Raw genomic sequence first — 15,014 nt, forward strand, 5'->3', positions numbered from 1 at the left:
GGGCACTCAGTACTGAAAGGGTTAGATCCTGTCCTCGGAACCGGCAACTGGCAGGTTGGCGATCACGGGTGAGCTGCCGGTGAACCCGTCGCGGGCTGCGGCGAGCTCGTGGATTTGCTTGCGGCACAGGTACCAACCGACCACCATGAGGGCACAGGCAATTGCCGTGACCAACATGGTGAGCGGGGAGTCGATAAACACCATCACCAACACGCCCACCAGGAACAGCAGCGAGAGGTACCCGGTGTACGGAGCGCCGAACATCCGGAAGGACGGGCGCTTCAGCCAGCCCTTGTCCGCCCAGCGCTTGAGCTGCATCTGGCACAGGACGATCGTGGCCCAGGTAACGATGATGCCCACGGAAGCGACATTGAGGACGATCTCGAATGCATCGGCCGGGACCAGGTAGTTCAGCGGCACGCCAAGCAAAGAGACACCGGCGGTGATGGCGATGCCCCCGTAGGGGACACCGGCCTTGTTCATGCGCTGGGCGAACTTCGGAGCAGAACCGGCCACGGACATGGAGCGGAGAATGCGGCCGGTGGAGTACAGCCCGGCGTTCAGGGACGACAGGGCCGCCGTGAGGACCACGAGGTTCATGATCACGTCCACACCCTGGATGCCGATATGGCCGAAGAACGTCACGAACGGGCTGACACCCTTGACATAGGAGGTGTACGGCAGCAGCAGGGCCAGCAGGATGACGGAGCCGACATAGAAGACCGCGATGCGGAAGACCACGGAGTTGATGGCCTTGGGCATGATCTTCTCGGGGTTCTCGGTTTCGCCAGCTGCGGTGCCCACGAGCTCGATCGAAGCGTACGCGAACAGCACGCCCTGCATGAGGATGATCATGGGCAGGATGCCGTTGGGGAAGATGCCGCCGTGGTCCGTGAGGAGGCTGAACCCGACTTCCTGGCCCGGTACCGGGGTGCCGAAGATGACGAAGAAGGTGCCAACCACGAGGAACACCACCAGCGCGGCCACCTTGATGAGCGCGAAGTAGAACTCCATCTCACCGAACACCTTGACGGAAACGAGGTTCAGGCTCAGGACGACCACCAAGGCGATCAGGGCCCAGGCCCACTGCGGAACAACGCCCATCCACGGCACGTATTTGCCGAAGAAGTTCATGTAGAGGGCCGCAGCGGTGATGTCCACGATGGTGGTGGTGGCCCAGTTGATCCAGTAGAACCAGCCGGAGACAAACGCGGCCTTCTCGCCGAAGAACTCGCGGGCGTAGGAGACGAAGGAGCCCGACGACGGGCGGTGCAGCACGAGTTCGCCAAGGGCGCGCAGGATCAGGAAGGCGAAGAAGCCGCAGACCGCGTACGCGATGACGAGTGAGGGGCCCGCGGCGTTGAGGCGGCCGCCGGCACCCAGGAACAGGCCGGTGCCGATGGCGCCGCCGATCGCGATCATCTGGATCTGACGCGGCTTCAGGCTCTTGTGGTAGCCCTTGTCCTCGGCGTGAAGGAGCTTTTCAGTGGCGTGCGCCTGTGGCGGGACCGTGTGGTCCGTGATGGGTGCATTGGTCATGGGAATCCTTAGGGGGGTGTCCTGTTGGGGGTCCGGATCTCGCCGTCCGGCCTGTCTGTTCGGGCGCTCAGGCCCGACGGCGGCCGGTGAGTGCCGCCGTCGTCGCACAGTGTGCTTGACTCAGCCTATTTACTGAGGTTGGCGAGGCGTTCCGGGCGGAGGAGCTCATCGAGCCGCTCCGAGGTCAGCAATCCGTGTTCAAGAACGAGTTCGGCCACACCTTTGCCGCTTGCCAGCGCTTCCTGGGCGATGGCGGTGGCAGAGGCGTATCCAATGTGCGGATTGAGGGCCGTGACGAGTCCGATCGACTGTTCTACTGTGAGGCGCAGCCGTTCGGTGTTCGCGGTGATGCCCCGGATGCAGCGCGACGTGAGTGTGCGGCACGCGGCTTCCAGGTGGGAGATGCTCTTGTGGAGGCTGTGGACGATAATCGGCTCGAAGGCGTTCAGCTGGAGCTGGCCCGCTTCGGCCGCCATGGTGACGGTGACGTCATTGCCGATGACTTCATAGGCCACCTGGCTGACCACTTCCGGGATCACCGGGTTGATCTTGCCTGGCATGATGGACGAGCCCGACTGCACAGCCGGGAGGTTGATTTCGCCCAGTCCCGCACGCGGTCCGGAGGACAGCAAGCGGAGATCGTTGCAAATCTTGGAAAGCTTGACGGCGACTCGCTTGAGCACGCCCGAGAGGTGCACGAATGCGCCCACGTCCTGGGTGGCCTCGATGAGGTCGACAGACGTGACCAAGGGCAGGCCCGTGATCTCGGCCAGGTGCCGGCAAGCCACCTCGGCGTACCCAGCGGGGGCGTTGAGTCCCGTGCCGATGGCGGTGGCGCCAAGGTTGATTTCGTGGATCAGCAGCTGGGATTCGGCCAGCCGTGCCCGGTCCTCGCCGACAGTCACGGCGTATCCGCCGAATTCCTGGCCGAGGGTCATGGGGACGGCGTCCTGCAACTGGGTGCGGCCCATCTTGACCACCGTGCGGAATTCCTGGCCCTTCTCCGCGAAGGCGATCTGGAGTTCCTGCAGTGCCGCAAGAAGGCCTTGGACCGAGAAAATGGTGGCCAGGTTGACTGCCGTTGGGTAGACGTCGTTGGTGGACTGGCTCAAGTTGACGTGGTCGTTCGGGTGGAGCCTGGCGTAGTCGCCCTTGGGGTGCCCGAGGATTTCGAGGGCGCGGTTGGCGATGACCTCGTTCGCGTTCATGTTGGAGCTGGTGCCGGCGCCGCCTTGGATGACATCCACCATGAACTGCTCGTGGAACTTGCCGTCCAGGATGTCCTGGCAAGCCTGCTCGATGGCGTTTGCCCGCTCATCGTCCAGGAGGCCAAGCTCGCGGTTGGTGCGCGCTGCGGCCAGTTTCACTGCAGCGAGGCCCTTGACGAGGTTAGCGTTGGTAGCCAACGGCTGGCCTGTGATGGGGAAGTTCTCGATGGCACGCAGCGTGTGCACTCCCCAGTATGCATCGGCTGGGACGTCGCGATCGCCGAGGAGATCGTGTTCCGAGCGGAACGGGCGTGCGTGATTGACGGTTGTCATTGCTGTCCTTTGGTCTGCTGGCTTCTTTGGCTGCGTCAGTTGGATGCGAGGAAGTTCGTTGCACGCAGGACGCCCACCGGGTGGCCGCCGCCCAACACTGGTGGGCTTGCAAGCGCGGCGAGCTGGCCGCCGTCGAGCCCTAAGGCTTCGAGGACGCCCACGGTGACGGGCATGCGGGCGCGGTCGCCGCCGTCGGAGATCTTGATGGCGACGCTGGTGCCGTTCCGCAGGCCGATCAGCTGGAGGCCTTCGAAACCGTCCTTGGCGAGCAGGCCGGGAAGCGTGCGCATGATCGCGGTGACGTCACGACCCTCGCCGGCCACCATCTCGGGGTAGGCGCGCATGGCGTGGGCTACTTGGCCCTCCGCTGTTTTGTTGTCCGCTGCCGCCAAGCGGCCGTACGCCCGGGCCATGCCGTGCAGGCTGTGGGCGAAGAGCGGGGTGCCGCAACCGTCCGTGCTGACGGCAGCTGCGTCTTCGCCCGTGAGCTCGGTGATGGTGTCCCTCACGAGCATCTGCAGGGGATGCTCCGGGCGAAGGTAGCCCTGGACGGGCCAGCCGTTGATCACGCATGTCGCGGCCATTGAGGCATGCTTACCGGAACAGTTCTGCGCGAGCTGCGTGGGCTTGCCACCGGCGCGGAGCCATTCTTCGCGCTCGGCCGTGCCGTAAGGGAGGTCAGTGCTGTTTTCCAACGCGCTCTCGTCCAGGCCGTGCATTTCGAGGATGCGGGCGGTGCCTTCGAGGTGCATCGCGGCGCCGGAGTGGCTTGCCGCGGTGAGGGCGAGGAGGTTCTCCGGAAGCTTGAGTCCCGCGCGGACCATGGCGACCGCCTGCAGGGGTTTGAGGGAGGACCGCGGGTAGAACGCGGCGTCGGGCTCTCCCGCTTCGAGGAGTGTTTCGCCGTCGGGTCCGACGGCGATGAGGGAGCCGTAGTGGATGCTCTCTACCAAGCCGTCGCGGGTCTGTTCAGCGAGGGGGACGTGGTGCGGGGTTGTTCGCATAGAGGGGTTCGACTCGGTGGTTTCCGGCACGACGCCTTCCGGCGCGGCGCTTTCTGGCGCGGCGCTTTCTGGCACAGAGGTGTGCGTTGCATGCGGGGTGGGCATGGCTTCCTTCAGTTGGTGGATCATTTGCTGAGGATGGTGTCCAACGCGACGCTGACGGCGCTGAGATGGTCGGCCATGGCGTCTTCGGCGGCTGGGGCGTCGCCGGATTCGATGGCTTCGACAATACGGAGGTGCTCATCGTCTGAAACATGCTGGCGGTCGGCCACCATGTTCAGGGTCTCGGATTGGTGGGCCAGCGCCTCGCGGATGTCCGCGACGACGCTTTCGAAGACCTTGTTTCCGCTGGCGCGTGCGATGGCGGAATGGAAACTGGCATCGAGGCTGACCCAGGTCTCAGGGTCGGTCTCGGAGAGCATTGACGCCACGATTTCCTTGAGGTGTTCAAGATCTTCCGGGCTGCGGCGTTTCGCGGCCAAGCCCGCCGCGGGGACTTCGATGTGTGGGCGGGCCTCGTTCAGGTCCCGCGCTGAATACTGGCCGAGCGTGAGGTCATTTGCCACCCGGTCTGCGACGACGAACGTGCCTTTGCCGGTCTTCGTGACGGTTAGTCCGAGCGCATTGCAGGAACGGAGGGCTTCACGGATGACCGAGCGGCTTACCCCGTACTGCGCTGCCAAGGTGGCCTCCGAGCTCAGCTTGGCTCCTACGTCCACCGTTCCGTCTTCGATGTCCTGGCGGATGGCACTGAATACGGCTTCCGCAGCACTGAAGCGGGCGAGGGGCCGGGGGCTTGATGGCCTGGGCGCTTGGGCCGGCCGGGGGACGGCGCCGCTTGTGGCGGTGCGCTGGCCAGCCGCAGCTTTCTGGCTGACGGCTGGCTGTCCGGTGACGGCCTGTCCGGCTGTCCGGCTGTCTGACAGGTTCACTCTATGAATATGGCACGGGTCACAGGGTGGTGTCAAGATTCGCCGGCTTGCTGACATCGAGAGCGCCGTATCGAAGGGAACCGAACATCGATTGTCGACGCCGTGGCGGGTCTGGATCGAGCCGATTGGCGACGGTAGGAGGATTTACCGCCTCCGCCTGGCGCCGAGTGAGTTGACACCGTTGCTGACATGGCGCCTCGATCAGATGGGATTCCTGCCTCAGATACTGAGAGACACCCAATAGGCCAGTCGCTCGAACCGCATTCCCGAGGCGAACGAACTGCTGCCGGAGCATAATTGCATCCATGGCCAACCGTCCGCGCGGGCGATGGGATTCAACGACGCAGAAAGTACCGCCCATCACGGTGGAGGTGCCGGTCCTCGGCGTTGGCGCCGGACCTTCTGACTATGAAGAGTTAGCGCGCTACGTGTATGCGCTACGTAGGTCCCGCGGACTCCACATGACACTGTTGCACCTTGGCGTCGCGGAGGACTTTTGCCGGGACGTGGCTGTTTGGACCAAAGGCAACACCAGTCCTGAGTCGGCCATGCGCGAGACAATTTCCTGGGCAGAGGGGTTGCCTGTGCTGGAAGCTTTTTCCGGAAGCGCCGAAAGGCTGATCGTACTAGGCGCCGGTGGGGTGTGCGGACTGGAGATAGACGTGCCCGCTTCGGTGCATGACTATCAGGTTTCCCTTGTGGAAGCCCTTCACGAACTTTTGGACGAACTGCTGGTGGACAACATCGACGACTTCATTCTCAGCTCTCCAGCACTTGGATACCGCTCGCCTCGATGGGTACCCCATGTGGCCGTGGGCAGGCCGAAGTACACGGGTCGCGGGCCTTGGGAGATCGGTAGGGTCGGAGTCGATTTCGGCGAATCGCGGATCAGGAACCGCCAATTCCTCCGGGATATCGGTGCCGACTGAGGGATTTAAACCTAAGGCCGCCAGGCGACGTCTCTGACGTGGGTGTCGGCGAACACTTCCAGGCGTGAGACGAACTCCTTGATGGATGCGACAGCATAGTGCTCAGGATCCCAACAGGCGTGAATCTGCAGACGCACGGGTTGGCCAGCGGAACTGGTGATGAAGGCAGAATAGGCGCCGAAACGCGGCAAGTCTGTTGCAACGCCGACGCCTCGACCCGAAGCTGCAAGCGCTTGGACCAGGCGCGGTGACGGCACCTGCTCGAATGAACCATATCTCAGGCTTTCCGCGCTGACCGCGTCGTCCAGTGCGGTGCGCGTTGGATTGTCCTGAACTGGCAACACCAAATCTTCGCGCAACAGATCACCGACTGCAATCATGGCCCGCCGCTCGGTCGCCCAGGGGTGTGTCTGGGACGTGTATGCACGAAGGGGGACGCTGGTTAGCGTGCGCGCGTCCAGGCTGTCGCTGGGTGGGCGTGAGGCGGAAATGCCCAGGTCGCAGTTGTCGCGGACGGCCTCGTGGATCCGGTCGGGGTCGACGGGTTTGACAGTCACAAACGCGTCGCCTCGGCCAAGGGACGCAACAAACGGCGCCACTATCTCTGAAATCGTGGTGTCTGCGGCCGCGATCGAGATGCGAGAGAGCGTCCCTTTGGCCATTTGCTTAGCCAGCATTTCAACACGATCCGCGCGTCTCACGAGGTCGGATGCGACATGCAGCATCTCTGTCCCGGCATTCGTGAGGGACAAGCGCGGACCCTTGCGGGTGAACAGGTCAACGCCGAGATCCCGTTCGAGAGCCTGAAGCTGCCGCGAAATTGCCGGCTGAGCCACGTGGAGATGTTCGGCGGCCGAGGTCACCGTCCCGTGCTCGACGACGGACAAGAAGTAGCGAAGGTGCCGTATCTCCATCCTCCGATTATGCCTTGGAGGCATGGATTTGGCACATAAATGGGTATTGGACAGGATGATTGCGCCGCGGAACGATTGACCCATCACCCCCAAGACAAAGGAGTCGTTGTGGATTTGCTCTCTCTCGATACGTGGCTGCTGCCACCACACAATCGTCATTCACTGCACCAGGTCGATCGGCTGGTGCCGGTGGCTACGATTGCCAGGGGCGATAGGGCCCCCCGTGCCCTGTCGCCCGCAGATACCTCCCACGAAGCCGACCATTCCGCCGTCGCCCTCGCACCCGGGCGGGAGGCGACGCTGCTTGAGTTTCTCGAAATGACCAACACCGATGCCTTCATTGTCCTTCGCGGCGACCAGGTCCTTTACGAGCGGTATTTCGGCGACAACACGCGGGAGTCGCGTCATATCGTCATGTCCGTCTCCAAGTCACTCTGTGGGATGTTGGCGGGGATTCTTGTTGACGATGGCCTGCTCGACGTTGACGCCAAGACATCAATGTACGTCCCGGAACTCGAAAACGGCTCGTACGGTGGTTCGACCGTCGGCCAATTGCTGGATATGACCGCATTGCCTGACTTCGACATGACCTACACCGATCCCTCGGCAGAAGTCCAAGCGGGCGACCGATCCGCGGGGTGGCGTCCGCGGCGCGATGACGACGCCGACGGAACGAGGGCTTTCCTTGAACGGCTTCAGGGTTCAGGCGGCCACGGAACGGCGTTTCAATATTGCTCCGCAACAACCGATGTACTCGCCTGGGTGCTCGAACGCGCCGCGGACATGCCCTACGCACGGCTCTTGGAGACAAAGCTTTGGCAGAACCTCGGCGCCGAAGATGATGCAGTAATCACCGTCGACAACCGCGGCACACCCTACGCCTGCGCTGGAATCAGCATGCGACTGCGCGATCTGGCACGGTTCGGACGGTTGATTCTCGACGACGGCCGAATCGACGGGCGGCAAGTCATCCCAGAAGAGTGGATCCGGACAACGGCACAGGGTGGTGTCTTCGACACTTCCCTGTACGGTGATTCCACGCCAGGCACGTATCGAAACCAATGGTGGATCCCCGGGGGTAGTCACGGCAGCTTCTATGCGGTAGGAATCTTCAGCCAGTACCTCTGGCTCGACCCGAGTACCGGCATCACCATTGCGAAATTCTCCAGTGAGACGGGCCCGCTCAACCACAAGAGCGAACACCTCAACGCACTGCATTCCATCGCGTCCAACTCGGCTTTTTGTAGCGGCGACGGCGAACGCTCGGCAGGGAAGGACAAGTGACCACCGACAAGCCGCGCTCAGCGGCGATCGAACAACGCTCCATCGACTACATCCCGCTTGACGAACGCCATGGCAAGCCGTGGCACCTGTTCACTGTCTGGTTCTCGAGTAACCTGCAGATCACCGGTCTGGTCACGGGCGCGCTTGCCGTCACCGTGGGACTCGACCTCACCTGGGCGATCATCACGATCCTCATCGGCAACCTCGTCGGCGCGGTCTTCATGGCCTACCACTCCGTGCAGGGGCCGCGGATGGGCGTCCCCCAGATGATCCAAAGCCGCGCACAGTTCGGGTTCCTCGGAGCCCTGCTACCGGCCGCGATCGTCCTGTGCATGTACGCCGGTTTCGCCATCGAAGGCGGCGTCGTCACCGGTCAGGCATTGGCATCCTGGGCGCACATCTCCTTCTCCAGCTCCGTCATCATCCAGGGCGCGATCGCCGCTGTCATCGCGATCGTCGGGTACAAACTGATCCACCTCACCAGCCGTGTTGTTACCGTCGTCTCGACGATCCTGTTTGCCACACTGACCGTCACGCTCTTTTCGCTGCTCCCGATCGAGCTCCCGGCCGGGCCACCGCCCGCATTCGGTACCGTACTGCTCGCGATCTCCATCTTCGTCTCGTGGCAGGTCACATGGGCTCCCTACGTGTCGGACTACTCCCGTTACCTTCCGGCGGATACTCCGGCGCGCACGACCTTCGCGTGGACCTACGCCGGCTCGGTGGTGGGCGGTTCCTGGGTTATGATCCTTGGCGCGGTCGGGGCGACGGTTAGTGCACAGGCAATGGGAAGCGATTCCATCGGCTTTCTGAGCGGTCTAGTGCCCGCCGTCGGCGGGGTCATCCTGCTTGCACTGCTGATCAGCGCCCTGCCGGCGGGCGCGTACGGAGCATACGGCGCCTACCTCACTTTCATCAGCGCCGTCTCCGCCCGCGGCAACGGTCGAGCGACCCCGATGGTCCGAACGATCTTCTCCATCGTTTTCACCATCGTCGTCACTGCGGTAACCATCGCCGCCAATGGCGACATCCTCGCGACCGTCGAAGAGATCACGCTGTTCCTGCTCTACCTCCTGGTGCCTTGGACAGCGATCAACCTGACGGACTACTACTTCGTGCGAAAGGGCAGCTACGAGGTTGCTGAGCTCTTCAAACCCCGCGGGGCGTACGGGCTCGTGAACCGGCCGGCCATCATCATCTACGTGCTCGCGATCGCCGCCGAAGTCCCATTCGTCAACAGCAGCCTGTTCGCTGGACCCTTCGTGCCGTTCTTCGGAGGAGCAGACCTCGCCTGGATCGTCGGGCTCCTGCTGCCTACGGTGCTCTACCTCGGCTACGCGCGGTGGCTGAACGTGAAAACGCCTGTCGCGGCCGACGCGTTGGACCTTGCAGAATCCAGCGCCGACGTGTAGCCCGGAAACCACAATCGACCCCGATGGTCGGGGAATGCCCGGAATGTGTTGCCCGCCAAACAGTCGGTAGACGTCCTGGATTACTAGGACGTCTACCGGCTTGCTCACATCCGCGGATCCGAAGGGCTGATGCCTCCGGGTATTTATTGTTGGTTGAGTGCGCCGCCTGTGGCGGGGTCGCTGTAGCTGGGTTTGCCGTTTTCGTGGTGGCCGGCGAACCGCCGAAGGTATTGCGGGGCGTCTTCGTCGGCAACGCTCACGTCGTACCAGCCGTGGCTGGACGCCAGTTCGACTTCCCTGGCAACGGTCTTCCTGGGCGGGACCGTCACTTTGAGCGCTTTGCCTTGGTCGTAGGCATTGGAGATGCGGACTTTCCGGGGGCGCGTTCCGGAATTGCTGAGCACGAGCTGCACGCTGGTGCCGGCGGCGTCCTCTTGTACCTTGGCTTGGAGCTCGTCAGCGTCCGTGAGACTGCCCTTGAACTCAGCGAGGTAGCCGTTGGCGCCCCACACTCCTAGGTCGTAGGAAGTGTCGCTGGACCAGGAATCGCGGACGGTGTCTTTCGCGGCAACCTGGTATCGGCGCGGCGCGTCCTGCGGGGCTCGTCCGTTGCGGACCAGGAAGTGGGCGCCGGCCTCTCCCTGATTTGCGAATTCCAGGCTGAGTTCGGAGCTGCCGGAGCGTACGAACTCGACGCCGAATCGATACGGAAGGGGGCGCGCCGGACGGACTCCAGGTGCCTGCTGCGGCATTGACTGCGGATTCTGGACTGAGAAGGGCTGGCCCTGTCCCTGGATGGGGGCGGGTGGTGTCATTGCGGTGAAGTCGGACTGCGCTCTGGAGAAGTCAAACGCCGATGTGAGGTCCCCACAGACGGAACGGCGCCAGTCGCTGATGTTCGGCTCCGGCACGCGGAATCGCTTTTCCAGGAACCGGATGACCGAGGTGTGGTCGAATACTTCCGAGCAGACCCATCCGCCCTTGCTCCAGGGTGAGATGACAACAAGTGGAACCCTGGGACCGAGGCCAATGGGTTGTTTTCCGTGAGGGTCGGCGCCGGGCACCAAAGGGTGCGCTTCGCCGGGGTGCAGATCCAGATCGAGGAATTCATCCGCGAGGCTCGCCGACAGGGACGCCGATACCAGGCCGTCGGTGCCGGGGCGGTTCTTCAGCGGCGGCATGGGAGGTACCACGTGGTCGAAGAAGCCATCGTTCTCGTCATAGTTCAGGATCAGCGCTGTCTTTGCCCAGACTTTGGGATCCGCCGTGAGAGCGTCCAGGACCGTGTCGATGTAGTACGCGCCGTCCGTCGGCGAAGCCGAGGGATGCTCGCTGTACTTGTAGGGCGAAACGATCCACGACACAGAGGGCAATGCGCCAGTGAGCACGTGCTGTTTCAGCTCGGCAAGGGTGTGGGTTGACGCGCCGTTGTCTACGAGCGGCCCGCTGGCCCCCTGTGCCCTTTGGAAGTTGGCGAAGAATTCAAGGGAGTTGTCGGTGTAGTTGTCCGTTGGTTGGCCCGGGACACCTGTTCCTCCCTGGTAGACACGCCAGCTGATGCCGTTCTGCTGAAGCCGCTCCGCGTAGGTGGTCCAGGTATAGCCGTTGGTGACGTTGCGTTCCTCGATGCCGGGTCCATTCTTGGCCGAGCCGAGCCGGTTTTGCGGGTCGATTGTGCCCGTCCACAGTGCAATCCTGTTCGGTGCGGTATCGGCGTGGACGGAGGCAAAATACGCGTCGCAGATGGTGAATGAGTCTGCAAGGGCTCGATGGAAGCTGTTTTCCTTCTCGGACAGATAAGCCATCGTCAGTACATCTTGTTTTTGGTTTACCCACTGGTCCCACCGGCCCTCGTTCCACGCCAAGTGGCCGCTGCTCCAGCCATGGTCGGTGCCGGCGATGTTCTCTGAGGTCCGGGCTGAATCGAGGTAGAACGGCAGGACGTATTTTGCGTCTGCTGGCAATCCGCGGGCATGGTAGCGAGCAGTCTGAACCGTAGCAGGGGGTTGATGCCAAACGTCGTTTCCGTTGGGAAGGAGCCACGGACGCGGATCACCGAAGCCACGGACTCCCCGCATGGTGCCGAAGTAGTGGTCGAAGGACCGGTTCTCTTGCATCAGGATGACCACATGTTCGACGTCGTCAATCGTGCCGCTTCGCACTGCCGGTTCCGCCGCCAGCGCCTTCCCGATCGATGCTGGCAACGCCATTGAGGCGGCAGCAGCCGCAACGCCCCCGAGCAATTGCCTCCGGTTCACCGTAACCATGTTCGTACCCTCTTCCTTAGCCGTCGATGTTTCCCCTCTGCATCCTCCCAGCAGCCGTCAGGCAGTCAGTGAACCGGCACTTGACCCAAAATGAACAAAACGCAAAGACATGTGACGCAAAGCGAACGCGCGGAGAAAATTTTTAGCGAAAGTCAGCGCGCCGCATCTGTCCGCGCCCACGGTGGATTCCTATGGGTGGCTTCTGAGCCGGATCGTCCGCGCCTGATGGATGGCGGCCAGTGCAACGGCGCTGGCTGTGAGCCTGAGGGTGTGGATCCTGTACCACCACTTCAACAGGGGTTTGCGGCGCGTCTCGTCGAGCGGTTGTGGGCTGAAGAACAACTCAGGGTTGATGGACCGTAGCAGGTATGCGGTAGCAGCCGCGCCAGTCGTCGAGCTGGCGGCAGCCACTATCAGCCAACCCCTGGTGCTGGAATGATTCCAACACATCGCGACGGTCTGAGGAGGTCTGTCCCATGCCCACAATCTACCGCCGTGGCCCGTCACTTACGCAAGCTTCGAACCACGTCGTACAGGCCGCTCCGGGACGCGGTTCCGGTCTTCTTGAGGGCCCTCGAGATGTGGTTTTCCACGGTCCGGGTGCTGATCCCCAGCCGGCTGGATATTTCGATATTGCTTTGATGGCCGGCCAGAATGGCTATCTCGATCTCCCTTGCTGACAGGGGCTGAGGCCGTTCTGCCCCGGTGTCGAGGACAAAGTCCTCCCCCTTCGGCTGGAAGCGGACTTCGAAGGCGGACACGGTTTGTTGGAACGCTGCGGCGCAATCGGGGTCGCGTTCAAGCGAATAGCGCCTCGCAGTCCCCTTGAGAAGCGTGCCGATCAGGTGAAGGTCGGTGTCGGGTTCGTATTGGTCCAGAAGAATCCTCAGCAACTGATGGTCGCCCTCGCTGATAGCCGAAGCAATCGCGAGGAACTGATCGTGCATGGCGCCACAATGTTTCTTGAACACCCGCCCCGCTCCCTTGAGGATTCTTTGGCCAGGGGAGAGTGCCAGCATGAACAGCGAGGAATATACGGCCTCCGTGATGTATCCGCGATCAATCTGCTGCTTCAGAAGGTCGGCGGCCCTTTCATCGAATTCCTCGGGAGAAGAATACTGCGCGGCAACGAGATCGTAGACCGATTTTCCGGTTCCGGGCAGGGGGCCGATATCCGCGACATCCTTGCGTGCCTGGGTTCCGAGCGAGGGGATGGTCTTGGCTGAGGCGGACAACTCGCGAAGGCCGGCGATTCTGAGCATCGCATCATGGAGAAAACTCACCAGGAAGCCGTGCTTGCCCAGGGCGAAGACGCTGGTCATGACGTAGTCGGCTTCAAGGCTCAAACCTCGTTGGAGCAAGGCCAGCACCGATACGTAACTGCTTGCGACGAACCTGAACTGGTCGAGGCCGCGCCGCGCTGCCGCACGCTGAGCCAGGGAGAAGGAGAGCGCTTCATCGCTCTGTCCGCCGATGAGGAGGGCGAGCCCGCGGACGAAAGGTTCAATACTGGTGGCGAGTTCGTAACTGTCTGCTGAATCGAGGGCCATAAGGGCCGCCTGGGCATCGAAGCGGTATATCTCCAGCATGCCTTGAATAACCGGCACAACGCCGCTTTCGGGATGGTGGCTTGTCAGCCCGTACAAGGCTTGGTCGAGATTTGCAGGCATGCGGTCGAATGACGCTGCAAGGTAAATCGCAAATGCTTCAGCCTCAGCCTTCCAATCGGGGTAGGCATTACCCAGATCCTTGAGTATGCCGGTGGCCGCCACGAGCCCGTCGCCATAAGAGATCACCCAAAGCGCCTGGGTCATGGCGAAGAAGAAACTGTCGGCGGGATCCGCCCCCGCGAACTGGGTTCCACTGAAGACTTGTTCGATACGCGAGGGATCGATTGCTCCGCCCCAGTAGAACTTGAGGAATGCAGCCGCGTTGGACATGGACGGCTCGGACTCCCACAGTCCGAAATGCGCCTCCTCAAGCAAACGGAGCTGTTCCTGGAAATGTCGGGTTGCTGACGTGCCGCCTCCCGCCTCCCTCCGAAGGTCCTTGAGCAGCTCGGCAAGAGGTGGTGACAAGGGATTGCTCGCCGGCTGGAAGGGGGTGTCGATTTCCCGGGCTATGCGATCAGTCAGCAACCTGCGCGAAGAAAGCGTATGACGGTCGCGGAAATAGTCCGCGACGATCGGGGGACTGACGTCCACCCAGATCGTGTTGTTGACGTCTTCCGTGACCGCAACCAGCCCGCGCCTTTCGAGACCGTCGAGGATCTCCGGACCAGCCATCGTGTGTAGGGACTCCATGGGACTGGCCCCCAGGACAGACAGGGTGTGCAACGCCGTCAGTTCGTCGGTGTTGAGGCCCTGAAGGAGTGCCTCTATGGTGCTCTGAAGGTACTCGTTCCAAAGCGTGTGGCTAGCGATGCTCCACTGTCCATCGCGAAGTATGAGCAGCTTGCTGAACACCGCGCTTTGGGCAATCCTGACCACGAGCCGCGGGTTCCCGGCTGACTTCATGAGGATGGCGGTGGTCAGATCTAGGTCTGGCGGCGATCCCAGAGTCTGCGCCAGGAGTTTGTTGACTTGATCGTAGCGAAGCGGGCTCAGGCGGATTTTCGCCTCCGGCCACCGGGCCGGCGAAAACACGGAAGACTGCGAATAGAGCGGGGAGTCGCCAGCCGTCGTCATCAGCGGCCGCCGCGTCCGCTTTTGAACGATGTCTATGACGGCGAGGGACTCCTTGTCCAGGAGATCGACGTCGTCCACAGCGATTGCTTTGGGACCCCGCCGCGCGAGTCGCTCTGCCAGGACGTCGGCCACCCCCAGTGGCCCATTCTGGCGGATCCGTGCGTCTAGGCCGAGGCTGCCTATTCCGGCCAACGGGGTCTCCCGCAAGAGCCGCGCGCCGGAGAGGCTGAACACCTCGGCTCCGGTCTTTTCAAGATCCGCGACGATCGACTTCAAGACCGTGGAACGTCCGCTTCCCGCGCCGCCGACGATCCGAACACTGATGCCGCGAGCCACGTGGTCCAGTGCGCGGCGGGTTTCCTCTTCGAACACTCCAGGACTCCTAACTCTTAGCGTTGCCATCATTGAATCCCACGCGCCCCCACGGCAACTGCAAAAGGAGTTGTCCACGACACGAAACGCCATTGGTTCGGGCAAGGAGTGGCGTGGCCAGCCGGTTTCGGTG

General features: G+C 62.5%; 11 protein-coding genes. 4 read left to right on the forward strand and 7 right to left on the reverse strand.

Translation table 11 applies throughout. The features are described from left to right. Positions 1-21 precede the first annotated feature (21 nt). The 4 genes from AC1DLO_RS16695 to AC1DLO_RS16710 all read right to left on the reverse strand — a co-directional run bounded on the left by AC1DLO_RS16695 (position 22) and on the right by AC1DLO_RS16710 (position 5,016). Positions 22-1,539 carry an amino acid permease gene (locus tag AC1DLO_RS16695; RefSeq protein ID WP_184741469.1) on the reverse strand — a complete coding sequence of 506 codons (1,518 nt, stop codon included), beginning with the start codon at positions 1,537-1,539 and terminating at the stop codon, positions 22-24. Positions 1,540-1,664: 125 nt separating this feature from the next. Next, a complete protein-coding gene (gene aspA, locus AC1DLO_RS16700) occupies positions 1,665-3,080 on the reverse strand; it encodes an aspartate ammonia-lyase (protein WP_476890743.1) in 1,416 nt (471 codons plus the stop codon). A gap of 35 nt (positions 3,081-3,115) precedes the next feature. After that, positions 3,116-4,213, reverse strand: coding sequence for an asparaginase (locus AC1DLO_RS16705; RefSeq protein ID WP_476890744.1), 1,098 nt, complete (start codon positions 4,211-4,213; stop codon positions 3,116-3,118). After that, entirely contained in the window at positions 4,210-5,016 is an 807-nt protein-coding gene (locus AC1DLO_RS16710) for a FadR/GntR family transcriptional regulator (protein WP_476890745.1), read from the reverse strand. The genes AC1DLO_RS16705 and AC1DLO_RS16710 overlap by 4 nt, the downstream gene beginning before the upstream one ends. Positions 5,017-5,321: 305 nt before the next feature. On the opposite strand from AC1DLO_RS16710, the gene AC1DLO_RS16715 reads away from it, so the two are divergent. Then, entirely contained in the window at positions 5,322-5,945 is a 624-nt protein-coding gene (locus AC1DLO_RS16715) for a hypothetical protein (RefSeq protein ID WP_476890746.1), read from the forward strand. Between the two features lie 11 nt (positions 5,946-5,956). On the opposite strand, the gene AC1DLO_RS16720 is transcribed toward AC1DLO_RS16715, so the two are convergent. Beyond that, on the reverse strand, positions 5,957-7,018 hold the full coding sequence (locus AC1DLO_RS16720; RefSeq protein WP_476890747.1) for a LysR family transcriptional regulator: 1,062 nt from the start codon (positions 7,016-7,018) through the stop codon (positions 5,957-5,959). Positions 7,019-7,177: 159 nt separating this feature from the next. On the opposite strand from AC1DLO_RS16720, the gene AC1DLO_RS16725 reads away from it, so the two are divergent. Next, positions 7,178-8,143: a serine hydrolase domain-containing protein gene (locus AC1DLO_RS16725; protein WP_476890748.1), complete on the forward strand. Its 966-nt coding sequence runs from the start codon at positions 7,178-7,180 to the stop codon at positions 8,141-8,143. Then, positions 8,140-9,555, forward strand: a complete 1,416-nt coding sequence (locus AC1DLO_RS16730; RefSeq protein WP_476890749.1) for a purine-cytosine permease family protein — start codon at positions 8,140-8,142, stop codon at positions 9,553-9,555. Before AC1DLO_RS16725 ends, AC1DLO_RS16730 begins: the two co-directional genes overlap by 4 nt. Positions 9,556-9,698: 143 nt before the next feature. Here AC1DLO_RS16730 and AC1DLO_RS16735 read toward each other — a convergent pair whose 3' ends face one another. Continuing rightward, positions 9,699-11,822 carry a phosphocholine-specific phospholipase C gene (locus tag AC1DLO_RS16735; protein ID WP_476890750.1) on the reverse strand — a complete coding sequence of 708 codons (2,124 nt, stop codon included), beginning with the start codon at positions 11,820-11,822 and terminating at the stop codon, positions 9,699-9,701. Between the two features lie 229 nt (positions 11,823-12,051). Here AC1DLO_RS16735 and AC1DLO_RS16740 point away from each other — a divergent pair, with 229 nt between their 5' ends. Beyond that, positions 12,052-12,261 carry a hypothetical protein gene (locus tag AC1DLO_RS16740; RefSeq protein ID WP_476890751.1) on the forward strand — a complete coding sequence of 70 codons (210 nt, stop codon included), beginning with the start codon at positions 12,052-12,054 and terminating at the stop codon, positions 12,259-12,261. Positions 12,262-12,325: 64 nt separating this feature from the next. On the opposite strand, the gene AC1DLO_RS16745 is transcribed toward AC1DLO_RS16740, so the two are convergent. Continuing rightward, on the reverse strand, positions 12,326-14,881 hold the full coding sequence (locus AC1DLO_RS16745) for a helix-turn-helix transcriptional regulator (protein ID WP_476890752.1): 2,556 nt from the start codon (positions 14,879-14,881) through the stop codon (positions 12,326-12,328). Positions 14,882-15,014: the final 133 nt, after the last annotated feature.

The sequence above is a fragment of the Arthrobacter sp. 01T419 genome, assembly GCF_056398865.1.